Origin of the sequence: Micromonospora sp. DH14 (assembly GCF_029809455.1) — a bacterium.
GTDB classification, from domain to species: domain Bacteria; phylum Actinomycetota; class Actinomycetes; order Mycobacteriales; family Micromonosporaceae; genus Micromonospora; species Micromonospora parva.
In genome coordinates, this window is the sequence record NZ_JARVKT010000020.1 from 67,081 (window position 1) to 90,267 (window position 23,187).

At 71.5% G+C, this 23,187-nt stretch carries 19 protein-coding genes; 10 read left to right on the forward strand and 9 right to left on the reverse strand.

Annotated features, from left to right (window positions below; genetic code table 11):
- Positions 1-147: 147 nt before the first annotated feature.
- The 3 genes from QCZ28_RS23440 to msrB form a co-directional block, all read right to left on the reverse strand.
- Positions 148-804: a TetR/AcrR family transcriptional regulator gene (locus QCZ28_RS23440; protein ID WP_279518664.1), complete on the reverse strand. Its 657-nt coding sequence runs from the start codon at positions 802-804 to the stop codon at positions 148-150.
- Between the two features lie 278 nt (positions 805-1,082).
- Positions 1,083-1,589 carry a peptide-methionine (S)-S-oxide reductase MsrA gene (msrA, locus tag QCZ28_RS23445; protein WP_030328375.1) on the reverse strand — a complete coding sequence of 169 codons (507 nt, stop codon included), beginning with the start codon at positions 1,587-1,589 and terminating at the stop codon, positions 1,083-1,085.
- Complete coding sequence (gene msrB, locus QCZ28_RS23450; protein WP_279518665.1) at positions 1,586-2,077, reverse strand: peptide-methionine (R)-S-oxide reductase MsrB; 492 nt, start codon at positions 2,075-2,077, stop codon at positions 1,586-1,588. Before msrB ends, msrA begins: the two co-directional genes overlap by 4 nt.
- Positions 2,078-2,523: 446 nt before the next feature.
- Between msrB and QCZ28_RS23455 the strand changes: the two genes are divergently transcribed.
- On the forward strand, positions 2,524-3,441 hold the full coding sequence (locus QCZ28_RS23455; RefSeq protein ID WP_347815127.1) for an NADP-dependent oxidoreductase: 918 nt from the start codon (positions 2,524-2,526) through the stop codon (positions 3,439-3,441).
- Between the two features lie 49 nt (positions 3,442-3,490).
- Here QCZ28_RS23455 and QCZ28_RS23460 read toward each other — a convergent pair whose 3' ends face one another.
- The 5 genes from QCZ28_RS23460 to QCZ28_RS23480 all read right to left on the reverse strand — a co-directional run bounded on the left by QCZ28_RS23460 (position 3,491) and on the right by QCZ28_RS23480 (position 6,430).
- The gene (locus QCZ28_RS23460) at positions 3,491-3,898 is read right to left on the reverse strand and encodes a GNAT family N-acetyltransferase (RefSeq protein ID WP_279518667.1); all 408 of its coding nucleotides are present in this window, start codon (positions 3,896-3,898) and stop codon (positions 3,491-3,493) included.
- A 46-nt stretch (positions 3,899-3,944) separates the two neighbouring features.
- Entirely contained in the window at positions 3,945-4,076 is a 132-nt protein-coding gene (locus QCZ28_RS23465; RefSeq protein WP_279518668.1) for a hypothetical protein, read from the reverse strand.
- A gap of 2 nt (positions 4,077-4,078) precedes the next feature.
- Positions 4,079-4,819, reverse strand: coding sequence for a ferredoxin reductase (locus QCZ28_RS23470; protein ID WP_279518669.1), 741 nt, complete (start codon positions 4,817-4,819; stop codon positions 4,079-4,081).
- On the reverse strand, positions 4,789-5,385 hold the full coding sequence (locus tag QCZ28_RS23475) for a sulfite oxidase-like oxidoreductase (RefSeq protein WP_210857681.1): 597 nt from the start codon (positions 5,383-5,385) through the stop codon (positions 4,789-4,791). The genes QCZ28_RS23470 and QCZ28_RS23475 overlap by 31 nt, the downstream gene beginning before the upstream one ends.
- Positions 5,386-5,671: 286 nt before the next feature.
- Positions 5,672-6,430, reverse strand: coding sequence for a hypothetical protein (locus tag QCZ28_RS23480; RefSeq protein WP_279518670.1), 759 nt, complete (start codon positions 6,428-6,430; stop codon positions 5,672-5,674).
- A gap of 677 nt (positions 6,431-7,107) precedes the next feature.
- On the opposite strand from QCZ28_RS23480, the gene QCZ28_RS23485 reads away from it, so the two are divergent.
- From QCZ28_RS23485 to QCZ28_RS23515, 7 genes are all read left to right on the forward strand, one after another.
- Complete coding sequence (locus tag QCZ28_RS23485; protein WP_279518671.1) at positions 7,108-9,987, forward strand: LuxR family transcriptional regulator; 2,880 nt, start codon at positions 7,108-7,110, stop codon at positions 9,985-9,987.
- 151 nt (positions 9,988-10,138) lie between these two features.
- Positions 10,139-11,164, forward strand: coding sequence for a hypothetical protein (locus QCZ28_RS23490; protein WP_279518672.1), 1,026 nt, complete (start codon positions 10,139-10,141; stop codon positions 11,162-11,164).
- A gap of 146 nt (positions 11,165-11,310) precedes the next feature.
- Positions 11,311-13,587: a TOMM precursor leader peptide-binding protein gene (locus QCZ28_RS23495; protein WP_279518673.1), complete on the forward strand. Its 2,277-nt coding sequence runs from the start codon at positions 11,311-11,313 to the stop codon at positions 13,585-13,587.
- An 81-nt stretch (positions 13,588-13,668) separates the two neighbouring features.
- A complete protein-coding gene (locus QCZ28_RS23500) occupies positions 13,669-15,132 on the forward strand; it encodes a SagB family peptide dehydrogenase (protein ID WP_279518674.1) in 1,464 nt (487 codons plus the stop codon).
- Entirely contained in the window at positions 15,129-15,938 is an 810-nt protein-coding gene (locus QCZ28_RS23505) for an HlyD family efflux transporter periplasmic adaptor subunit (RefSeq protein ID WP_279518675.1), read from the forward strand. The genes QCZ28_RS23500 and QCZ28_RS23505 overlap by 4 nt, the downstream gene beginning before the upstream one ends.
- Positions 15,935-18,118, forward strand: a complete 2,184-nt coding sequence (locus tag QCZ28_RS23510; RefSeq protein ID WP_279518676.1) for an NHLP family bacteriocin export ABC transporter peptidase/permease/ATPase subunit — start codon at positions 15,935-15,937, stop codon at positions 18,116-18,118. Before QCZ28_RS23505 ends, QCZ28_RS23510 begins: the two co-directional genes overlap by 4 nt.
- Before the next feature lie 24 nt (positions 18,119-18,142).
- On the forward strand, positions 18,143-21,184 hold the full coding sequence (locus QCZ28_RS23515) for an ATP-binding cassette domain-containing protein (protein ID WP_279518677.1): 3,042 nt from the start codon (positions 18,143-18,145) through the stop codon (positions 21,182-21,184).
- An 8-nt stretch (positions 21,185-21,192) separates the two neighbouring features.
- On the opposite strand, the gene QCZ28_RS23520 is transcribed toward QCZ28_RS23515, so the two are convergent.
- Positions 21,193-21,972, reverse strand: coding sequence for a MerR family transcriptional regulator (locus tag QCZ28_RS23520; protein WP_279518678.1), 780 nt, complete (start codon positions 21,970-21,972; stop codon positions 21,193-21,195).
- Between the two features lie 323 nt (positions 21,973-22,295).
- Here QCZ28_RS23520 and QCZ28_RS23525 point away from each other — a divergent pair, with 323 nt between their 5' ends.
- Both QCZ28_RS23525 and QCZ28_RS23530 read left to right on the forward strand, forming a co-directional pair.
- Positions 22,296-22,658, forward strand: a complete 363-nt coding sequence (locus QCZ28_RS23525) for a hypothetical protein (protein WP_279518679.1) — start codon at positions 22,296-22,298, stop codon at positions 22,656-22,658.
- A 147-nt stretch (positions 22,659-22,805) separates the two neighbouring features.
- Positions 22,806-23,180 carry a class IIb bacteriocin, lactobin A/cerein 7B family gene (locus QCZ28_RS23530; RefSeq protein WP_030328340.1) on the forward strand — a complete coding sequence of 125 codons (375 nt, stop codon included), beginning with the start codon at positions 22,806-22,808 and terminating at the stop codon, positions 23,178-23,180.
- The last annotated feature ends 7 nt before the right edge of the window (positions 23,181-23,187 follow it).

Sequence of the window (23,187 nt, forward strand, 5' to 3'; positions counted from 1 at the left end):
CTGGATCAGCAGGGTCACCGGGGGACCTCTCGGCGATCTCGTGCATCACCGCCAGGTCGTCCGGGTCAGGGTCCTCGATGGCGCCCTCATCGGCCTCCGGCTGCTCGCGGTGGGCGCGAGCAGCCTTCATCGCCACTAATGGGGCAGTTAACGGGTCGGTTCGCCGGACGGCTGCACGAGGAACGATTTGATGTGGTCCAGCGCCATGTCCAGTGCGACTTCCATTGGGGCGACGTCGTGCGCGGCGTTCGCCAGCAGGTAGCCGCCCTGCAGTGCGCCCATCAACCCCGTGGCCAATTTTTCCGGGTCGGCGTCCTGGCGCAGGAGACCACTGTCCCGCATTCGGTGCAGACCGTCACTGATCAGCTTTTCCCATGCCGCGAACGTCTCCGACAGCGACGATCGCGCCTGCTCATCTTGGTCGGACAGCTCAAGGGCCATCGAACCGAGGCCGCACCCGTATTTGCCGTTGTTGAGTGAGTTGGCCTGGACCAGCGCGTTGCGCCACCGGATCAGCCCGGAGAACGATCTCAGTCGTTCAAGCCCCGCGCGCTCACGCTGAAGCACGAGCGCGCCTCGATACTTGACCAAGGCGCGCACGAGTTCCTGCTTGTCGGCGAAGTGGTGGTAGAGCTGGGACTTGCTCGTCTGGCTTGCCTCGCGGATGTCGTCGAGGGTCGTCGCGTTCACTCCGCGCACGAGCATCAGCCGGTTCGCTGCGTCGAGGATCCGCTCTCGGGTCGCGATGCCCCGTTGACTGATCCTCCGCCTATTCGTCGGCGCAGCCACCTGCTCGTCGCTCATCTGTCAAGTGTATCCAGCGCGCCAGATAATCTCGTGCGAATGGGACCGTTGAGTCCATCTCGTGTCACGTCCCATTCACCCGATGCGTCGCCCCAATGACCGTTTTCCCGCACCGCCAGACATCCTTGGAGGCAGCTTTAATGGACTATTTGGTCCCACGGGTTGGGTTTCCGGTGTCGTGCGACGACGTCTCGTGCTCGGCGCGCCGGCGAAAGCCCATCGGCCTCCCACCACGGCCGGATCGGCGCGCGGACCCTTAGGTCCGCGCGCCGGGGGTGTCAGGCAGTCGCCCGCTTCGGCAACTTCCATCCCGGGCGGGGGAAGTGGCAGGTGTATCCGTTGGGGTACGTCTGCAGGTAGTTCTGGTGCTCCGGCTCGGCCTCCCAGAAGTCTCCTGCCGCGGTGACCTCGGTGACGACCTTGCCGGGCCACAGGCCGGAGGCGTCGACATCGGCGATCGTGTCCTCGGCGACCCGCTTCTGCTCGTCGCTGGTGTAGAAGATCGCCGAGCGGTAACTGAGGCCGATGTCGTTACCCTGGCGGTTCTTCGTCGACGGGTCGTGGATCTGGAAGAAGAACTCGAGCAGCGCGCGGAAGTCGGTCTTGTCGGTGTCGTAGACGACCTCGATGGACTCCGCGTGGGTGCCGTGGTTGCGGTAGGTGGCGTTCGGGACGTCACCGCCGCTGTACCCGACGCGCGTCGACACGACGCCGGGCTGGCGGCGGAACAACTCCTCCATGCCCCAGAAGCAGCCGCCGGCGAGGATTGCCTTCTCGGTGTTCACATCGTCTCCTTGGCTGATGTCGTGCCCGTGTTGGTGTCACTCGTGAACAGGGTGCGGTATTCGCCGTACCCCGCGTCTTCCAGGTCGTCGCGGTGGATGAACCGCAGCGACGCCGAGTTGATGCAGTAACGCAGTCCGCCCTCCTCGGGGGGACCGTCATTGAAGACGTGGCCGAGGTGGCTGTTTCCGTGCAACGAGCGGGCCTCGGTCCGGATCATTCCGTGGCTGGAGTCTTGGCGCTCCACGACGTTCGTCCTGGCGATCGGCCTGGTGAAGCTCGGCCAGCCGGAGTTGCTGTCGTACTTGTCGACAGACGCGAACAGCGGCTCGCCGGACACGACGTCGACGTAGATGCCGGGCTCATGGTTGTCCCAGTAGGCGTTGGCGAACGGTCGCTCGGTGCCGTCCTGCTGGGTTACCCGGTACTGCTCCGGGTTGAGCCGCGAAACGGACTCCGGATTCCTGTGGTACTGGGTCTGCTGGTGCACAGCTCTCCCTTCGTGGCCTCAGCTGTGGAGCCAGGCGGAGAGCGCCTGGACACGCAGGTACAGACAATCTCCCGGCCGGCCGTATTCCCGCAGCCGTCGTCACATCTGGACGTCAAAGTCCAACTACAAGCCCATACTTGCTTGAACAGGTGTCGTCATAGTGGCTCTGAGCTGCAATTACTGTTACTGCGGCGTTGGCTGAACGGCCGCATACTGGACTTGACAGACCACTTTTGTCATGGCTAGGTTCGGGACGGCCGACGAGCTGCCTGACTCGCCCGTCGGCATTGAGGTCGACAGGCGTCCCCGCCGACACACCCCACCGCGCTCCGGTCGCTACCGGTCGGCGTGGTGTGCCACGGCGCCGAGGCGTGGCGCCGCCGGTGCGGGGAACGAACAGTGCTTCTCGTGGCAGTGCGACGAGGGCGGAATCCAGGAGGTATCTGATGAAGGCGATCGTGGTGACCGACGAGGCCGCCGGGACGGCCGGAATGACGTTGGTGGACCGGCCTGAGCCGGAACCGGCCATCAACGACGTCGTTGTCCAGGTTCACGCGTCGGGGTTCGTGCCGACCGAGCTGACGTGGCCCTCGACCTGGACCGATCGCCTCGGTCGGGACCGGACGCCCTCGATACCCGGGCACGAACTGGCCGGAGTGGTCAGCGCACTCGGGTACGGCACGACGGGGCTGTCGGTGGGGCAGCGGGTCTTCGGCCTCACTGACTGGAGCCGCGACGGCACCCTGGCGGAGTACGTGGCGGTCGAGGCGCGCAACCTCGCACCGCTGCCCGGCGACGTCGACTTCACGGTGGGCGCGAGCCTGCCGATCTCTGGCCTGACCGCCTGGCAGGGACTCTTCGAGCACGGCCGCCTCCGGGCGGGGCAGAGCGTTCTCGTGCACGGCGCGGCCGGCGCTGTCGGTGCGGTGGTGACGCAGCTCGCAAATGAGTTCGGCGCCTACGTCATCGGTACCGGGCGCGCCGCCGACCGGCAGCGGGCGCTCGACTTCGGCGCGCAGGAGTTCGTCGACCTCGAAAACGACGACCTGGAAGATGTCGGTGGAATCGATCTGGTTTTCGACGTCATCGGTGGCGACATCGGACGGCGGTCGGCAGGCCTGATTCGTGCCGGCGGAAGCCTGGTGTCCGTCGTCGGGCCGCCCGAGGTGCGGCCCGCGGACGCCCTGACGATCGACTTCGTCGTGACGTCTGATCGCGCCCAACTGGGCGAAATCGTTCAGCGGGTACGGGACGGGCGCCTGCTGACGAACATCGGCAAGGTCGCGGACCTCGACGACGCCGTCGCCGCCCTCAACCCGACCGAACGGACCACCGGCAAGACGATCATCCGCGTTCGCTCGTAAGGACTCGGGGAAGAACGGTCGGGGCGCGTTCAGGCGGGCCGACGGGTGTTCAGTGCCCTCGCTGGCCGGGGTGTGACCGGAACGTCGGGTCCAACACGTCGGCGTACTCCGGATGAGCATCGACGAACGCTGCCGCGAACGGACACGTCACGGCAGCGGTCTTTCCCTGCCCGCGCAGCTCGTCGAGGACGCCGCCCAAAAGCCTGCTCGCCACTCCCTTCCCCCGGAACTCGGGGAACACGGATGTCGCCGACAGGATGACGCGGTTCCCGGCCGTGCTGTAGACGATCCCTGCCGCTGTCCGGCCCCCTACCGTGGCCTCGTAGATGCCGCCCGCGCTGTTGTTGGTGATGACGAAGTCCTCCGCGTCGACCGGGCCGGCGGGCGGCAGGGTCGAGTCGCCCGAGTCCTGCTCGGCGCTGGTCAACGCGATCATGTCTTCGGCGTTGTTCGCCATGATGTCTCCTGAATCTCGCTACGTCGCGATTGGTCGAATCTCGTGCTCAGGCCCGCGGCAGCGGGAGGCTGACCACGAGCGATCCACGCAGGGTTCCCATGATCTCGCCGAGCGGGCCGGCGAGGGCGTGACCGTCCACCCAGCCTGGGTCGTCTGCTCCGACGGTGGTGGTCGACATGATCATCCTTTGGTGGGTCCGAAGCGTTCGGTGCGGATGGTCGCGGGGTTGTGGCCGATGGTGACGAGAAGGTCGGCCACGGTCTCGACGAATCCGGTGGGCCCGCAGACGAACGCGACGGCGTCGGCGTCGTGGGGCCACGCGACGCGGGCCAGGGTGTCCGCGTCCAGTCGTCGAGGCGGGGCCGGCCAGCCGGCGGGCGCGACCCGGGTGTAGACGTGGGTGACCGCGACAAGACCGTCTCCTGCGGCCTCTGCACTCGCGAGATCCGCCGTGAACAGCGCATCCGACGGGGACCGGGTCGAGTAGAGCAGCCTGGTCGGAGCCGTCGCCGCCCGCACCATCGACATCAGCGGCGCCACGCCGGATCCGCCGCCGATCAACAACGCCGGGCGCGGATCGGTGGGTCGGCGCACGAACCAGCCGCCGAGCGGCCCACGGATCTCAAGCTGGTCACCCGGTTCCGCGACATCGACGAGGTGCGGCGAGACCTCACCGTCGGCAACCGTCTGGACTGTCACCTCAAGCCGGTCGGACCGTGGGGCGGATGAGATCGAGTAGCTGCGCTGCGCCGTGTAGCCGTCGGGAGCCGTCAACCGGACGTCGACGTGCTGGCCCGGCACGTGACCCGCCCAGCCGTCGACGTCGAGGACCACCGTCCGCGCCGTCGCGGTCTCCGCCCTGGTGGCCGCGACGGTCGCCGGCCGCCAGGTCAGTCCGCCAGGTAGCGTTGCTCGCGCCACGGGTCACCGTAGTTGTGGTAGCCGGCCGTCTCCCAGAACCCAGGCTCATCGTCGTGACGTAGTTCCAGGGCGCGCAGCCACTTCGCGCTCTTCCAGAAGTACAGGTGCGGAACGAGGAGGCGGGCCGGACCGCCGTGCACCGCAGCCAGCGGCTCGCCGTCGAACTCGTACGCCACCCAGGCCTGGCCGTCGAGAAGGTCCTCAAGCGGAATGTTCGTGGTGTAGCCGCCGTAGGAGTGGGCGACGACGTACTCGGCCGAGGATTCGACATCGGCCAGCAACGTGTCCACCGAGACGCCCCGCCAGCGCGTGCCGAGCTTCGACCAGTGCGTGACGCAGTGGATGTCGACGGTCGTCTCGTCGGCGGGAAGGGCGGTGAACTCCGCCCATGACCACGTGCTCCGCTCGCCGATCTCGGTGATGACGGCGAGCTCCCACGTGTCGAGCCCGATGCGGGGCGTGGGTCCCGCAGACAGCACCGGGAAGTCGTCGGTGCGGTACTGGCCGGGCGGAAGATCGGTGTCATCGCGTCGGCGGCCACCGAAACCGCGTGAAATCACTGCCATGCGCCCCTCCCAGAGCAGCGGCCGCATGATCGCGACATCAGTAATTGGACCATCCCGTCCATGGTAAGCCGACGTGGCGGCTGGCGGCAAACGTTGCGCACCGTCGGCGAGTGCGCTCAGCAGCGATTGCCGTCCGTCACGGCGGTGCAGGTGGTCTGACTGGCCTCGCCGCACTCAGGATCGGATGGACTGGATCGTCCATGTGATCGCGGCCGGTCGGCAGAAGAAGTCAAGCGGCGGCGGGGGTGCGCGGAATGCTCGCACCAGGACCGACGACACCCGCCGATCAGGATTCCTCTCTGCTCCCCAACTGGCGCTGCGCCCGCTCGGCGATCTCGCCGGAGGCCTTGCCCATCATCGACCTGGCCCGGCCGAAGGCCGCCGCCCCGAAACGACTGGCGACGCCCACACCCTCCGCCCCGGTCTCCAGAACCTTCCCTCCCACCCCGGTTCCGGTGTCGATGACCTTGTCGCGTACCTCGGTCCCTGTTTCGAGGACCTTGTCACGCACTTCGACGGCGGCGTCCAGCCACCGCCTGGCATCCCACGACCGTCGGTCGCGTTCGAGGCCGAGCCGCCCGTGGAAGTCGACGACGGTGGTCGCCACGTGGTTGGTCGAGTGCACCACGGCGCGGGATGTGCTCGGGTTCAGCAGCACCTTCGCGTTGGCGGTGTCGGCGGCAGCGTCCATCCGGGACAACAGGCGCGAGGTGCTGCGCGAAATGAGGTCGAGGCGGTTGCGCCGGGCGGCCCGGATGGCGACGCGATGCTCCTCCAGCTCTCCCGGGGACGTGTCCAGCACCCGGTCGAGTTCGAGCACGGCGACCGCGTCCTGGAGTTGGAAGCAGCGGGCCAGGACGGCGAGCCACTCCTGAACCTTGCTCTCGGCTTCCTTGGCCGTCTTGGCCAGGTCGCCAACTTTGGTCTGGGTCTCCAGCTTCTCGGCGATGGCGTCGAGCTGCCGCAACGCGTACACCTGGGTCCGGGCCAGCGGCACCGGCGTGGCCTGCACCTTCGACCAGGTGACCTCGGAGACCCGGCCCACCTGCTCGCGGATGGTCAGGGCTTCGATCGGAGGATGTCGTACCGCCGCCCGTCCGGAGGCCAGATCGTTCAGCGGCGGTGCAGGTGGCGTACCGAAGAGGTGCGCGGTGCGTTTTTCGTGGGCTGGATCGCCGGCGACTTTTCCTCCGCTCGTGCCGCGTCTGCATGTTGCGGATCGCATGTTGAACGCCGGCGACAGGTGACCAATTCTGGGCGCGGCATTGCGGCCATTCGTCCGCAGTGGGAAACCGCGCCGATGGCTCACCAAGTGGGACGGGCATCAGGGTTGAAGGCGAAGGTAGGAATATGACCGCTTAGGGTGATTCACCATAGCCGGCCATGATCGTGGTGGTATCGGATTAGACATGGCCGTACGTGGGATTGACCAGGTGTCCGGGTGGCCACGACGCAGTCCGCCAGCCGTCGTGGGTCGGTGACGGTCGTAGCCCGAGACCGGCAGGTCGCGGGCGATGTAGGGGTTTCCGGGATATTGTTCCACGCTTCTGGCCACCGGTCCTTTTCTGCGGCTTGTGAGGTGATGTCGGAAAGAACCTGCACCGCGACGCCATCTGTTGGAATGGGAGTGGCTCGCATCGGTATGTTTCGACATTCGGCGGTGCTTCGGTATAGTGCGATCAATTCCCCTTTAGTGAAGCCGGAAGGCGTCTGGTCTGCGTGATGACACCTGGGCTGGAAAGCGCATCATTGAGCCCGCGCTTCGTTGGGCGGCGACCACAGTTGGCGCGTATCGGGAGAGCCCAGGCGACCGTGCTGAGCCGACGGTGGCAAATGGTGTGCGAGGTGGTCGGAGAGCCGGGCATCGGCAAGACCCGGTTCGTCCACGAGGCTCTGCAGCGGTGCGGGCCCACCATCCCCTGGGCCGTCGGGACCTGTTCGCCGGACGAACGAGGAGTTCCGTTCCATGTGTTCCGACACGCCTTCACCGAGGGGCAGTCACTCCGCCACGAGGTGCGTGCCGGGCAGCCCACCGAGGAGACCTGGGCGGAGTCGGTCGGCGCGGTGCCAGCCGCGCCGGCGCGGGCGTCGGACGCCCGACGGTTCCGGACCTACCAGCTGGCCCGCCGGCTGATCGGTCTGGCGGCCCGGGACGGTCTGGTCCTGGTCCTCGACGACCTGCACTGGGCGGACGCCTCCTCCACCGGTCTGATCGCCCACCTGCTGCGATACCCGGTGCCCGCCCCGCTGCTGCTCGTCCTGGTCTACCGCCCGCGGCAGATGGCGACCCCGATGCCTTTCGGGCCACCGGTCCCCGCCGAGCACGCCGACGCGGAACCGACGTCACACGATCGGATCGAACTGCACCCGCTCAGCGTCGCCGAGGTCGGGCTCCTGCACCCCCACGTCGACCAGGTGGAGCTGCGCGCCCGGTACGACCTGAGCGGCGGAAACCCCGGATACCTCGCGGTGCTGCCCAGCGGCCCCACCTCGACCAGCGCGGACCCGACCCGGGAAGCACCGGGCGCCCGGCTGACCGACGCGGCGGTGGCCGTGCTGCGTCGCGAGTGGGTGGAGCTGCCCCCCGTCGAGCTGACCTGCCTTCGGGCCGGGGCGATCGTCGACGCGCCCTTCACCACGGACCTGCTCGCCGAGGTCGCGCAGGTCCCGCCGTCAGTGGCGGTCGAGGCCAGCTGGCGGTTGGCCCGGCTGGACCTGATCCGCCGCGTACCCGGAACGGGACGTTTCGCCTTCCGGCACCCGGTGCTGCGGATGGCGGTCGCTCAGGACACCGACCCTGCGTGGCAGGTGAAGGCGTGTGCCCGCGCGCTCACCGCGCTCGTCGAGCTGGGCGCGCCACCAACGGACCGGGCCCGCTACGCGGAACGCCTGCTCTCCCTGCCGAACGGCGGCTGGGTCGACCGCTGCGTCACCGTGCTCTGCCGGGCCGCGCAGGAGGTCCGGCGCGAGACGCCGGACCTGGCCATCCGCTGGCTGCGGCTCGCGCTGTGTGCGTTACGGCCGACGGCCGGGCTCACCCAACGTCGCCAGGACGTGTCGCTCGCGCTGGCCCAGATCACCGGGGAGGCGGGCGATCTGGCCGAGAGCAGGGCCCTGCTCCAGGAGATCGTGCCGCTGTTGCCCGCCGACCGGGACGGACGGCGGGCGCAGGCGGTGGCTCTCTGGGCGCGGGTGGAACGTCTGCTCGGCAACTACGCGGAGGCGGCCGCCATCAGCCGGCGGGAACTGGCCGCCCTGCCAGCCGCTGCCGGACCCGCCGGCGGTTACCGACTCGCCACCGAGATCGGCGTCGCCGGCATCCTGGCCGGGCACCCCGTGACCGGGCTGCCCGACATGCTCGGTGGAGACCTCGGCGGCTCCGGAGCGGACCGGGCCGGCCTGCTGGCCGTCAGCAGTCTGGCCGCCGCCCACGACGGCGCGCTCGACGACGCCCGGGGTCTGCTCGATGCCGGTGCCCGGATCGTCGACGCGCTGCCGGACCGGGACATGCGCGACCATCCCGACTGCTTCACCGCGCTGGGTCTGAGCGAGCTGTACCTCGAACGGCAGGCCGATGCCGCACGGCACCTCGACCGCGGGCTGACGCTCGTCCGCGCCTCGCACCGCGACGACGGGCTGTGCCAGCTGCTGCTCGGACGGAGCCAGGTGGCCTACCACGGCGGGCAGCTGACCACCGCCATCGCACTGGCCACCGAGGCCGGCATCGTTGCCCGGCGCATCGGCAGTCACCACCTGCTGAGCTTCGCCCTGGCGTTCGAGGCGGAGGCGACGGCGTGGCGGGGTGGCCTCCGGGACGACGACCGGGCGGTGGCGCTGGCCCGCAGCGCCGTCGGCATCGCCACCGACCTCAGCACCTGGTGTGGTCGTACCGCCGCGACGGCGTTGGCGACCGCGGCACTGCTGTCGGGTGATCCGGCGACCTGTGCCGAGCTGGTGCTCTCGGCCGGCGGCGACAGTCGACTCAGCCGGCTCCAGACGTCCCTGCGGCCCCGGTGGTACGAACTGCTGTGCGCCGCCGCGCTCGCCGCCGGCGAGGTGGCTGACGCCGAGCGTCAGGCGCGGCTGGCAATGACCGAGGCGGACCAGGTGGGTCTGCGTGGGCAGCGGGGCTTCGCCGAGTCGGCGTACGGCGAGGTGCTGCTCGCCCGCGGCGAGTTCCGGGCGGCGCTGCCGCACCTGCAGACCGCCGCCGACCTGTTCCGTACCGGCGGGATGGTGCTGCGGCGCAGCCTTGCGCTGGCCTCCCTGGCCCGGGCGGCGGAAGCCGCCGACCAGAGCGGCCTGGCGGCGCGGGCCCGCCGCCGGGCGTTGGAACTGGCCGGGTGGTGCGCAACGGAACGGGTCGGCCTGCGGCTGGCCCGTCCGGTCGGTCCGCGCGAGGTCGCCGCCCTGACCGACCGGGAGTGGCACATCGCCCGGCTGGCGGCGACCGGGGCCACCAGCCGACTGATCGGCCGGCAGCTGAACATCAGCCCCCGCACGGTGGAGGCGCACCTGACCCGCATCTACCGCAAGGCGGGCGTTGCCTCCCGATCGGCTCTGGTCGCCTGGGTCGCTCGGCTCGATGACACCGATCGGTGACCGAGACGCGGGCCGGATGACGTCGTTCCGTGCAACGTCGACAGGCCGGGCAGCACGAGGCAGCGCCGCCGCCGTCGTAGCCCGACAGCCGCTCACATACTCGACTGCATCCGGTGCGATTCCCGTGCGCCGGTGGTGGATGGAGGACGAGATGCTGCGCAGAAGGTCCGTCAGGAACCCGCGTACCCTCGCCGCGCCGGTGCCGGCGATCCCGTTCGCCGCCGCCACGGTGGCGCTGCTGGTGCTGACCGGCTGTGGTGGCGAGCCGGTGGACGCGGCCACCCCGGCGCCGCACGGCTCGGCCGCGTTCGGTCGGGACCGGGCCGCGCTGGTGCTCACCGCCTTCGACCAGGCCGACTCGGCCGCCTCGGTGGCCGGTGACGTCGAGGCGCTGCGGACCCAGGAGGTGTCGCCCTCGCTGGACCTCAGCATCGCCGCGGTGCGGCGGGCCGAGTACAACCAGCGTCCGCAACCGTCCTTTCAGCACATCAACCCGGCCTTCGCGGTGCCACCCGGCGAACCGTCCTGTTTCCTCGCCACCGCCACGTTGCGGCTGACCGGATCGGAGCTGGCTCCCACCGACGTCAGCCAGTTCGTGCGCGGTGCCGATGGCCAGTGGAAGCTCAGCCACAACGTTCAGGTCACCCAACCCTCGCTGGTGGTGGCCCGCAGCATCGACGGCCGGCCGGCCACCGCGGGCGGCGCCGCCCTGGACGAGACCAGTCGCCGGGCCGTCGCCGCCGAGGTTTTCGCCCGCAGCATCGGGTCCACGACGGGCAACCGTTCCCTCGTCGCGTCGAGTCCGCTGCTCGACGGCCAGTTCGCCGGCGGTTGGGAGGTGTACGGGCAGCAGCTCGCCGGTGTCGGCGGGGCGGTGCGACGGACGATGGACCGGGCCGAGTGGTCCGACTGCGCGGTCGCCATGCCGACCGGCACGCTCACCTTTCTGACGATCCACGCCACCGACACGCTGCGTCCGGCGCCGGGCGGCCCGGCGACCGTCCGACTGGAGCCGCAGAGCCCGGACCTGATCGCCACCGGTCATCGCACGGCGGTCAGCGGAAAGTCGATCCGGGTCACCCGGGTGGAGACCTTCGCGCTGCTCGTGCCGGCGCAGACCGTCGGCACCTCGGTGCTGGGGCTCAACGACACCGCGTTGACAGTCACCGCCGGCTGACCCCGCCGCCCCGCTGCCACGGCACCGGCGACGGCAGAAACCGGTGGCATCGCTCGGACCGGGGCGCACCGGACCGCGACGATGGCAGCAGCCGTGATCAGGGCGGGCCCCGCCCGGTCCGGCCACCAGGCCCGGGAGGAACCCAGATGTGGCGTCCGCGCTTCCGAACGGACTACGTGCCGGTGCGGCTGCCCGACGGCCCGCTGGTGGTGTTGGGAGAGACCCGCAGCCTGCTCATCGACGATCCGGTCGCCGCGGACCTGGCCGACCAGCTCGACGGTGCCGCGCCGCTGGCCGACGTGGTGGCCCGGTTGGCCACCCGGCACCCGGTCGCCGCCGTTGCCGCGGCCCTGGCCCGGCTGCGCGACCACGGCCTGCTGGTGTCCGGTCCGGCGCACACCACGCCGGCCGAGGCCGCAGGCTGGGACGCCCGGGGTGTCCCGCCCGACGCCGCACGGCGGTGGATGGCCGGGGGAGCTGTCACCATCGTGGACCTGGGCGCGCCCCGGGTGGCCGAGACCGCCGACGCGCTGCGCGCCCTCGGGCTCGCCGCGACGGTGGTCGGGCCGGACGCGCCGGACCCCGGCCCGGCCACCGACCAGGTGCTGGTGCTGCCGTCGTCGATGCTCGACCCGCGCCTGGCGCTGATCAACGACCGGCACCTCGCCGCCGGTCGCGCGTGGACCCTGGCCCGGCCACACGGCAACGTCGTGTTCCTCGGCCCGCACCTCGTGCCGGGCCGCACCGGCTGCTGGGCCTGCCTGCGGCAACGCTGGCAGGAGAACGAACAGGTGAACGCCTTCCTCGACGGGCAGGACCTGGCCGGTCCGCTGCCGCAGCCCGGCCGTGCGGTACTGCCCGGGCTGGCCACCATGGCGGCCGGGCTGCTCGCCGCCGAACTCGCGGTGCTCGCCGTCCGGGGCACGTCGCCCCGCCTCACCGGCCGGATGGTCGCCCTGGACACCCGGGACCTGAGCACGGAGAGCCACCAACTGGTACGCCAGCCGCAGTGCCCCGCCTGCGGCGACCCGGACCTCGTCCGCAAGGCCGAGGCGCGGATCGACCTGCCACCGAGCGGCGCCCAGCCCAGCCGGACCGCGGACTCCCGCACCAGGCAACCCGCCGAGGCGTACGCCGCGCTCGTCCACCACGTCAGCCGGTACCTGGGCGTGGTCAGCCGGCTGACCCCGCTGGAGGCGACCGACAACGGCGTCACCCACACCTACTCGGCCGGGCACAACTTCGCCCAGCCCCGCCAGCTCGCCGCGTTGCGCCGCAACCTGCGTGGGCAGAGCGGCGGCAAGGGCCGGACCGACCTGCAGGCCCGGATGAGCGCGCTCGGGGAGGCGGTGGAGCGCTACTGCGGGGTGTGGCGCGGCGACCGGCCCGTACACCGGGCGACCTACCGGCAGCTCGGCCCGGACCGCGCGGTGCACCTGCGGGAGCTGCTGCTGTTCTCGGAACGCCAGTACGCCGACCGGGAGCGGCTCAACCGCGACCTGGGCCACCTGCACCGTGTTCCCCGCCCGTTGCCCGACGAGGTGGAGCTGGACTGGACCACGGGTTGGTCGCTGACCCGGCAGACACCGCGCGAGCTGCCCGCCGCGTACTGCTGGTACGGGCATCCGGAGCTGACCGGGCTGGGGGTGTGCTCGGCCGATTCGAACGGCTGCGCGGCCGGCGGCAACCTGTCCGACGCGATCCTGCAGGGCTTCTGCGAGCTCGTGGAACGGGACAGCGTGGCCTTGTGGTGGTACCACCGCTCCCGGATGCCCGGGGTGGACCTGACCTCGTTCGCCGACCCGTGGACGGCCGCCTGCGTCGACCATCACGCCACCGTCCTCGGCCGTGAACTGTGGGCCCTCGACCTGACCGCCGACCTGGGCGTACCCACGTTCGCGGCGGTGTCCCGTCGCGTCGAGCGGGGGCCGGAGGACGTCCTGGTCGGCTTCGGCGCGCACCTGGACGCGCGGGTCGCGCTGACCCGGGCGCTGACCGAGGTGAACCAGTTCCTGCCCGCCGTCGCCGGCCCCGACACCGGGCGCAACCGGTACGGCGTCGACGACCCGGACACCGCGCGCTGGTTCGGCACCGTGCGGGTGGCCGAGCAGCAGTGGCTGGCCCCGGATCCCAGCCGGCCGCCGCGCACCGCGGCGGACCACCCGCCGCTGACCACCGGCGACGTCGGGGACGACGTGCGGTGGTGCGTACGCCGGGCGGAGCAGGCCGGCCTGGAGGTGATCGTCGTCGACCAGTCCCGACCGGACGTCGACCTGGCGGTGGTGAAGGTCGTCGTTCCGGGCCTGCGGCACTTCTGGCGTCGACTCGGTCCCGGCCGGCTGTGGGACGTGCCGGCCCACCTTGGCCGGAGCCCACTGGCCGTCGACGAGACGTCGGCCAATCCGCTGAACGTCTTCTTCTAGCCGGTGATCCCGGGCACACCGGGAGCGCGGGAAGGATGTGGGGATGACCACCGTCGTGGACCCGGTCGGTCGGCGACCGTCATGAGCGGCTCCGTCGGCGGTCCGCCGATACAGGAGTCGTACCGGCTGCGCCGTGACGCGGAGCTGCGGATCGGTGCGGACGGCGCGCTGACGCTGCGGCAGACCCGTTTCCAGCTCAGCCTGGAACAACCGGGCATGGGCCGGCGGGCGCTGTTGCTGCGGCTCGCCGCCAACTGGGTCAACGACGTCGAGGTCGGCCGGCTGATCAGCGGCCTGGAGGGGGAGAACCGGGTGTTGCCCGCGCAGCTGCTGCTGCGCCGGTTGCTCGCCCACTCCTGGTTGGAGCGCCGCGTCCAGGTCGACGATCGGCCGCTGCTCGACCTGGTGCCCACCGGCCTGGGCCGGGGCAGTCTGCCGGAGACGCGCCCGCACACCCCGGGGGTCCGCTACCGGCTCTCCCGCTTCGCCACCCTGCAGCACGACCGGGACATGCTGGTGGCCGCGTCGGCGCTGAGCACCCTCGTCGTCGGCTGCGCCGACGCCGCCCTCGGCGCGGTGCTGGCCGCCGCCGCGCCGGGTGTCGGACCCGACGTGGTGGCCCGCACGCTCGGCGTGCCGCCGGATGTCGCCGGCCGGGTGCTCGACGAGTTGACCACCGCCCGGGTCCTGGTCACCGACGCCGAGTTCGAGGCGGAATGCGACGAGGCGCCGCTGGCCTACTGGTCGCCGGAGGAGCTGCGGCTGCACCACCGCTCCCGCGCCGGCCGGCACGCGCTGCCGGTGGGCGGCACCTACCGGATGCGGGAACGCTTCACCCCACAACCGCTGCGCCGCCCGTACGACGGGAGTCGGGCGGTCGAGCTGCCGCTGCCGGACCTGGCGACGATCGCCAAGGAGGACCCCTCGTTCAGCCAGGTCGTCGCGGACCGGCGCAGCGTGCGCGAACACGACGACGCGGCACCGCTGCCGCTGGAACGGCTGGCGGAGTTCCTGTACCGGTCGCAGCACACCACCGCCGTCGGCGAGGCCGGCGGGCAGGAGGTCGGCCACCGGCCCTACCCGGGTGGCGGCGGCGTCTACGAACTGGAGATCTATCCGCTGGTGGCGCGCTGCGCCGGGCTCGATCCCGGGCTCTACCACTACGACCCGGTGGGGCACCGGCTGGAGCCGGTAGCCGCCTGGGGAACGGCCGCCGACCGGCTGCTGGCGTACGCCCGGGCGTCCGGGGCTCTGCCCCGGCCGCCGCAGACGGTCCTGGTCGTCACCGCCCGCGTGCAGCGGCTCATGTGGAAGTACGAAGGGATGAGCTACGCCATGATTCTCAAGGACGCGGGTGTGCTGACCCAGCAGATGTATCTCGTCGCCACCGCCATGGGGCTGGCGCCGTGCGCCCTCGGCGCCGGGGACTCGCAGGCCTTCGCCGAGCTGTCCGGGCTCGACCCGCTGGTCGAGCCCAGTGTGGCCGACTTCCTGCTCGGCTCGCGTCGCGCCACCGGCCCGGCCACCGGGGAGGGCCGGCCATGAAGTTCCGGCGGCAGGCGCTGCGCCAGTTGGAGGCGCCCGAGCAACTGGACCGGGCGGTCCGGCTGACCACCGTGCCGAACTGGCTGGCCACCACCGCTCTGGTCATCGTCGTGGTCGCCGCGGGTGTCTGGTCGGTACGCACTGTGGTGCCCCGGACCGTCGAGGCGGCCGGCGTGCTGATCCACTCGAACGGGATCTCCGCGCTCGACGCGCTCGACGCCGGCCAGGTGACCAAGGTGTGGGCGGCACCGCACCAGCGGGTGCCGAAGGGCACGCCCCTCTACAGCCTGCGCACGGCCGACGGCAAGGTACGGGTGGAGACGGCGCCGGGTGACGCGTACGTCGTCGCCTGGCTGGTCTCGGAGGGCGAGATCGTCACCCCCGGGACGCACCTGGCCGACCTGGAACGCCTCGACGCCGCCGGGGACGCGTTGCAGGCCGTCGTCTACGCCCCCGCCGTCGCCGCGCCGCTGCTGCAACCCGGCGTCTCCGTCGAGGTGGCCGCCGCGGCCGCGCCGCGCAACGTGTTCGGCACCCTGGCCGGCCAGATCACCACTGTCGGCGCCTTCCCGGAGACCGAGGCCTCGCTGCGCGCCTTCCTGGGCACCGGGCCGGACGTCCGGCGGCTGCTCGCCCGCGGCAGCGTGGTGCGGGTGACGGTGGCCCTGGAACCGGACCCGGCCGCCCCGGGCGGCCTGCGCTGGACCAAGTCCCCGCCGCCGTTCCAGCTCAACTCGGCCAGCGAGGTCACCGCCTGGTTCACCGTGGACCGGGAACACCCGATCGACTGGTTGTTGCGGCGATGAGCGCCCCGACGACAGCCGCCAGCGGCACACCGCAGCTGCCCAGGATCCGGCGTCGCCGGGTCCGCACGCCCGCCCTGATCCAGATGGAAGCGGTGGAGTGCGGTGCCGCCGCGCTGGGGATCCTGCTCGCGCACCACGGTCGGCACGTGCCCCTGGAGGAACTGCGCCGGGTCTGCGGGGTCAGCCGGGACGGCTCCACCGCGGCCACCGTGCTCAAGGGGGCCCGCCGGTACGGGATGGTGGCCAAGGGTTTCCAGATGGACCTCGCCGGCCTGGCCACGGTGGCGCTGCCGGCGGTGCTGTTCTGGCGGTTCGAGCACTTCGTGGTGCTGGAAGGGCTCGGCCGTAAGGTCCACATCAACGATCCGGCCACCGGCCCCCGGGCGGTGAGCTGGGAGGAGTTCGACGGCGCCTTCACCGGCATCGTGCTCACCATGGAGCCCGGCCCGCAGTTCCAGCCCGGCGGCACCCGCTACCGGCTGGTGCGGGCGCTGGCGCAGCGGTGGCGCGGCCCGGGCTCGGCGATCGCGCAGATGCTGCTGCTGGGCCTGCTGATCGCCGTGGTCGGTCTGACCATCCCGGTGATGGCCAAGGTTTTCGTCGACCGGGTGCTGCTGCAGGAGGACCGGGCCGCGTTCGCCGGCCTGGTGGCGGCGGTGGCGGTGGCCACCGTGCTGACCTTCCTGGCCAGCCTGCTCCAGCAACGCCTGACCGTACGCGCGGAGACGGCGCTCGCCCTCGCCAGCGCCGCCAGGTTCTTCCGACATCTGCTGCGGCTGCCGCCGACCTTCTTCGACCAGCGGCAGGCCGCCGACCTCAGCCAGCGGGTCCGCGGCAACGAGGTGGTCGCCGAGGTGCTCACCCGCCGGACGGCCACCACCGTGGTGGACACCGGCCTGGTGCTGGCGTACGGGGCACTGCTCTGCCAGTACGACCTGCTGCTCGGACTGTGCGCGGTGGTCCTCGCCGGGCTGAACGTCAGCGTGCTGCGCTACGTCGCCTCGACCCGGTCCACCGCCGTTGTCGGCCTGCAGGCGGACCGCAGCAAGCTGGTCACCACCGTGTACACCACGGTTCAGATGATCGAGACGGTGAAGGCCGGCGGCGAGGAGGAACGGGCGGTGGCCCGGTTCGCCGCACGCCATGCCACCGTCGCCACCCGTCAACAGCGGCTGGGGGTGCCCACCGCGGTGCTCTCGGTCCTGCCGGCGCTGCTCGCCTCGGCGACCACGGCGGTGCTGTTGGGGTTGGGCAGCCGGCAGGTGGTGGCCGAGTCGATGAGCGTCGGTGTGCTGGTCGGCATGCAGAGCCTGGCGGCGGCGATGAACCGCCCGCTGGGCAATCTGACCGCGCTGGGCTCCCGGTTGCAGGACATGAGCGCGGACCTCAACCGGCTGCGTGACGTGGAGCGCTACCCACTGCCCACGGTCCAGGACCGGCCCGCCGGTCCGGTGTCCCCGATGGAGGGGCATCTGCGCATCGACGCGGTCACCTTCGGCTACAACCCGTTGGGCCGTCCACTGCTGGAGAACTTCAGCCTGGATCTGCCGCCGGGTGCCCGGGTGGCGCTCGTCGGGCGGTCGGGCAGCGGCAAGTCGACGGTCGGCAGGCTGGTCGCCGGGCTCTACCGGCCCTGGACCGGGCGGGTCACGGTGGACGGTCTGGAGCGGGCCGCCGCCGACGACGGTCTCTGGGCGGCCACCGTCGCCATGGTGGACCAGGACCAACGCCTGTTCGAGGGGACGGTGCGGGACAACGTCACCATGTGGGACCTCACAGTCGCCGACGACGACGTCGTCACCGCGCTGACCGACGCGTGCCTCTACGACGAGGTTGCGGCCCGCCCGGGTGGCCTCGGCAGCCCGGTGCGGGAGAACGCCCGCAACTTCTCGGGTGGGCAGCGGCAGCGGCTGGAGATCGCCCGGGCGCTCGTCCGCAACCCCCGGGTGCTGGTGCTGGACGAGGCCACCAGCGCGCTGGATGCCGAGACCGAACGCCGGATCGACCTGCACCTGCGTCGGCGCGGGGCCACCTGCCTGATCGTGGCCCACCGCCTGTCCACGGTCCGCGACTGCGACCTGATCGTCGTGCTGGACGGCGGCCGGGAGGTGGAGCGCGGCACCCACGAGCAGCTCGTCGCCCAGGACGGGGCGTACGCGCGCCTGGTCCGGGACCACTGACCACGACGATCCGAGGAGACGCTGATGAGTGGCGCGGTGGAGGATGCCCCGGCCGGTGGCCTGAGCGCTTTCTGCGCGGACGGCGTACGCCAGGTGTGTCGCCTGGACGGCCCGGCGGCGGGCTGGCTGGTCACCGGCGGTGAGGCCGACCTCTTCGCGGTACGCCGGGCCGGGATGAGCCCCTCGCGTCGGCACCACGTGGCTCGGCTGCCGGCGGGTGGCCTGGTGCCGACGTCCACCGCGATCGGTGCGTGGCAGCTGATCCTGGTGCCGTTGCCCGGAACGGAGCTGCGCGGGTTGTCCCGGCGTCACCTGTCGGTGCTGGAACGGCATGTTCGGCTCGGCCGGGTGGCGGACGAGGGGGCGTCGCTGCGGGCGCGGGTCGCCGCGACGGAGCTGGTGGCGGCGGTGGATCTGGTGCTGGTCGCCGTCGCTGACGCGCTGCGTCGCGGGCAGGCGCCCCGGCAGGCGTCCACCCTCCAGGGACGCGAGATCATTTCGCTGGCGCAGGGGAGTGCTGTCACCTCCACCGGCGGAGCGTGGTGGCTGCGCAGCGCCGGTGGGCAACTGCGACGCAACGACGGTGGTCCGGCGGAGATGTCGGGGGAGCGGGAGCTGCTGCTGGTCGCCGAGCGGGACTGGGTGGTGGCCGAGTCGGCGTGCGCGGTGGAGAGCCACGGCAGCTGGGACCTGCTGGTCAACGGTCAGCTCCGGTCGGCGGTGGACCAGCACGTGGCCCGGTTGCTGCGGATGGTGGAGATCCGGATCGAGGAGGCCGACGCGGCGGTGCTGGGTGCCGTGCACCGGCGCCGGGAGGCCGACGCCGCGGTGCTGGCCGCGGCGGCCCGCCGGTCGATCGGGGTGATCGGCGCCGGCGGTGCGGGCGGTGCGGTTCCGCTCCCCGACGGCGAGGCCGGCTTCGACCGGTACGGACGGGCGGCCTCGGTGCTCCGGGTGGTCACCGAGGGGATGGGCAGCCCGATCAACGAGCCGGCCGACCGCAGCCGCGCGCCGCTGGACGACCGGGCGGCGGTGCACGCGGTGACCCGGGCGTCCAGCCTGTTCCTGCGGGAGGTGCGGCTGCCGGAGCGGTGGTGGCGGCGGGACCTGGGGCCGCTGGTGGGGTGGCGGCCCGGCGAGGACCCGCAGCGCGCCGTCGCGGTGCCGCTGGTGTTCCGCCGTGGCCGCTACCACCACGTCGACCCGGACACCAGGGCGTACGGCCCGGTCGACGCGACGGTGGCCGCCACGTTCGCCGCGGAGGCCACCGAGGTGCAGGCGCCGCTGCCGCCGACCGCGCGGATGCGCCACCTGCTGCGGGCCGGGCTGGTCGGTGCGTCCGGCGACGTGCGGGGCCTGGTGGTCGCCGCCACCTGCGTGGCGGTGCTGGGCCTGGGCGTGCCGCTCGCCACCGGCGAGGTGCTCGGTCAGCTGGCCCGGCAGGGTGAGGTGACCGGCCTTGTCGGTTTCCTCGCGCTGATGCTCAGTGCCGCGGTGGTCGCGGGGCTGGTGGGTGTGGTGCAGAACCTGCGTCTGCTGCGGTTGGACGGCCGGATGCAGTCGGGGGCGCAGCTGGCGATCTGGGACCGGCTGATGCGGCTACCGGCCCGGTTCTTCGCCGGTCGCAGCAGCGGCGAGATCGCCAACTCGATGCTGGGGATCTCGTTCGTCGGTGAGGCGTTGAGCGCGTTGCTGCCGCAGCTCGTCACGGCGGCGGCGACAGTCGCGGTGACCCTCGGCATGCTCCTGGTGGTCGAGCCGGTGCTCGGGCTCTGGGCAGCGGGGATCGTCGCCGTCACCATGCTGACCTTCGGCGGGTTCGCCGTGCTGATCGTCCACCAGCAACGGTCCGCGCTGCCGGCCGAGCACCGCGCGGCGGCGATGACCAACCAACTGCTCGGCGGCATCATCAAGATCAAATTGGCGGCCGCCGAGACCCGTGCCCACGCGCGCTGGTCGGAGGTGGCCGCGACGGCCCGAGCGGCGCTGCAACGGGTCCGGCAGAGTCAGGCGGGCCTGGTCGCCTTCGGCACCGTGCTGCCGGTCGCCGGCCAACTGGTCCTGTTCGCCGTGCTGATGGGGCCGCTCGCCGGCCGGGTCGCGCCGGCCGACTTCTTCATCCTCAACGTCGGCTTCGCGATGCTGCTGGGCGGGCTGCTGGTGCTGGTGTCGGCCGGGGTCGAAGTGATCGCGGCGGTGCCCCGGCTGGGCAGCCTGCGGGAGATCCTGCGCGCTGACCCCGAGGCGCGACCGGACCGGGTGGACCCGGGCGAGTTGCGCGGCGAGATCGCGCTGCGCCGGCTCACCTTCGCCTACCAGCCGGACGAGCCGCCGGTGCTCGTCGACATCGACCTGCACATCCGCCCCGGTGAGTTCGTCGCCATCGTCGGGCCGAGTGGCTGCGGGAAGTCCACACTGCTGCGGTTGCTGCTCGGCTTCGAACGCCAGCAGCAGGGCGCCGTGCTCTACGACGGGCAGGACCTCTCCGAACTCGACGTGCACGCGGTCCGCAGGCAGTGCGGAGTGGTCCTGCAGGACGGTCAGCTCTTTGCCGGCTCGGTACGCGACAACATCTGCGGCGCCGGCAGCTTCGGACTCGACCAGGTCTGGGAGGCGGCGCGGATGGCCGGCCTCGCCGACGACCTGGAGGCGCTGCCGATGGGGATGAGCACGATGGTGCCGTTCGGCGGCGGGACGCTCTCCGTCGGGCAACGTCAGCGGGTGCTAATCGCCCGCGCGCTGGCCCCGCTACCCCGGATCATCTTCCTCGACGAGGCGACGAGCGCCCTCGACAACCGCACCCAGGAGGTGGTCAGCCGCAGCACCGCGGCGCTGGCCGCGACCCGGGTGGTCATCGCCCACCGGCTGTCCACGGTCCGTGCGGCGGACACCATTGTGGTCCTCGAAGCGGGGCGGATCGTCCAGCGGGGCACGTTCGACGAGTTGATGGGCGACAGTGACGGGCTGTTCCACCGGTTGGCGCGGCGGCAACTGCTCACCGAACCGGAACGGTCCGACGCCGTGCCGGAGAGTCGACAGGCGGACGGCCAGCCCGCGACCGGCTGACGGCCCGGTCAGCCGTTGTCGATGACGGTGCTGTCCTCCAGGCACACGTCCGCGTCGAGGTGGTTCTCCAGCAGCTCGGCGATGTGTGCCTCGGACTGGTTCTCCACCGCCAGTCGGAACGCCTCGGTGAGCACGTTGACCACGCCCTGGGTGAGCAACAGGGTCTCCCGGTCGAGATCGGCCCAGGACGACCGGGCGTCGCTGCGTACCAGCTCCGGAGCGAGGGTCAGCAGCCGGGCGGTCACGGCGGCGACCAGCTCGTCGGCGACCGGCCGGAGGCTGTCCAGCACCTCGCTGAGGGTCTGCAGTGCCGGTACCGTGCCCACCCGTACCCGGTGCAGGTCCAGGGCGGCGCGCAGCGGACGCGGCCGGACGGTGCGGACGGTGCCGTCGGTGGTCCGGCCGATCACGCCGTGCCGGGTCAACGCGTGGGCCAACGCGGGACGGTCGGCGGTCAGCCGTTGCAGCATCGCGGTGAGCCCGTCCGGCGCGTCGTCACTGGCCCGGACCCCGAGCATCGCCTCGATGGACACCAGGTTGAAACCCTGTCGTTGCAGGGCCAGGATCGCGTCCAGCCGACGGACGTGGGAGTCGTCGTAGAGCGCGGCCCGACCGCGGCGCACCGGCGGGGGCAGCAGCCGCCGGGCCTGGTGGGCTCGGATGTTGCGCGGCGACATCCCCACCTTGCGGGCCAGCTCCTCCACGCTGTACCCGACCGGAGCGCCGGACGTCGTCGTCACCTCGTCGATGGTCACGGTGGCCTCCGGCAGCACTCGGTGACGGAACACGGCAACCCCGTCGAACCGCTGTCACGCTGGGCGGTCCGCCGATCGCAGCGTAAGTGCGGACGCCGGGCGGGTGAAAGGCGGGGAATTACTACTTGTCCACAGTGGTGACATTCATTAGGATCACCATCCGCCGCAACTCGCTGATTCCCAATTACCCGGCTTTCGCCGCAGCGCAACCTTTTCGCGGCCACATTCGGTGAAATTCCCGCTCGCCGAGCAGACCGGCTCCACCGGTGACCCACGATGAAGCGAAACCGGCGGCCCGGACCCTCCCGCGCTGCCTGTCGCCGCCATCGGCGGACGACCATCGAAGGGAGCAGGGTGTGACACCTGTCGATCGAGCGGTCTTCGTGGCCGCGTACAGCCGGCTGGTCGCCGACGTCTGGGCCGACCCGGGCAAGGAGCAGGCGCTCGACCGGGACCCGCGCGGCTTCCTCGCCGGCTACGGGCTCCAACTGTCCGAGGACGTGCAGGTCCGGGTCGTCCGGGACGTCACCGACGCCGATCCGGACCTGGAGGTGCAGATCGAGTCCTGGCAGCAGGCCGCCAGCACCGGCACGTTCGTGCTCTTCGTGCCGTCGCTGCTGCCGGTGGCTCAGGCGGAATTGGCCGAGGACGAACTGGACAGCGTCGTCGCCGGCCTGGACCCCAGCTGCGCCTGCTGCTGCCCGTGCTGCTGCACCTGACACCGAAGTCTGCCGCCCATTCGCCGGAACGGCAGATTCTGATGGCAGACAGCCGAAAAACATTGATTGTCGAAGCTCGATCTTCGTAGCGTTCTCGCCACGACGATCACACCCCGTCTTGCAGCCACCCGAGGAAAGGACCGAACGATGAGCAACGACGAACAGGAATATGGCGCGAGGTTCGTGACCAAATACTCGGAACTGGTCACCGCAGTGTGGCGCAGCGACGAGGAACTGCAGCGCCTGCTCGCCGACCCGACCGGCTACGCGACCGCGGCCGGCCTGCCGGTCACCCCCGGCGCCCGGGTCGAGGTCGACCGCGCCCAGCCCGCCACGCTCTACACCAAGGACCAGATCGTCGCCGACTGGGCCGGCACGCCCGGCCTGCACATCCTGCACGTGCCCGAGGTGCCGCTGGTCGACCTCAACGAGCTCACCGAGGCCGAGCTGGAGACGGTCGCCGGCGGCGTGGCCCCCATCGCCGACAACAACGTCAACATCATCGCCGTCCTCATCCTCTGAGTTCCCC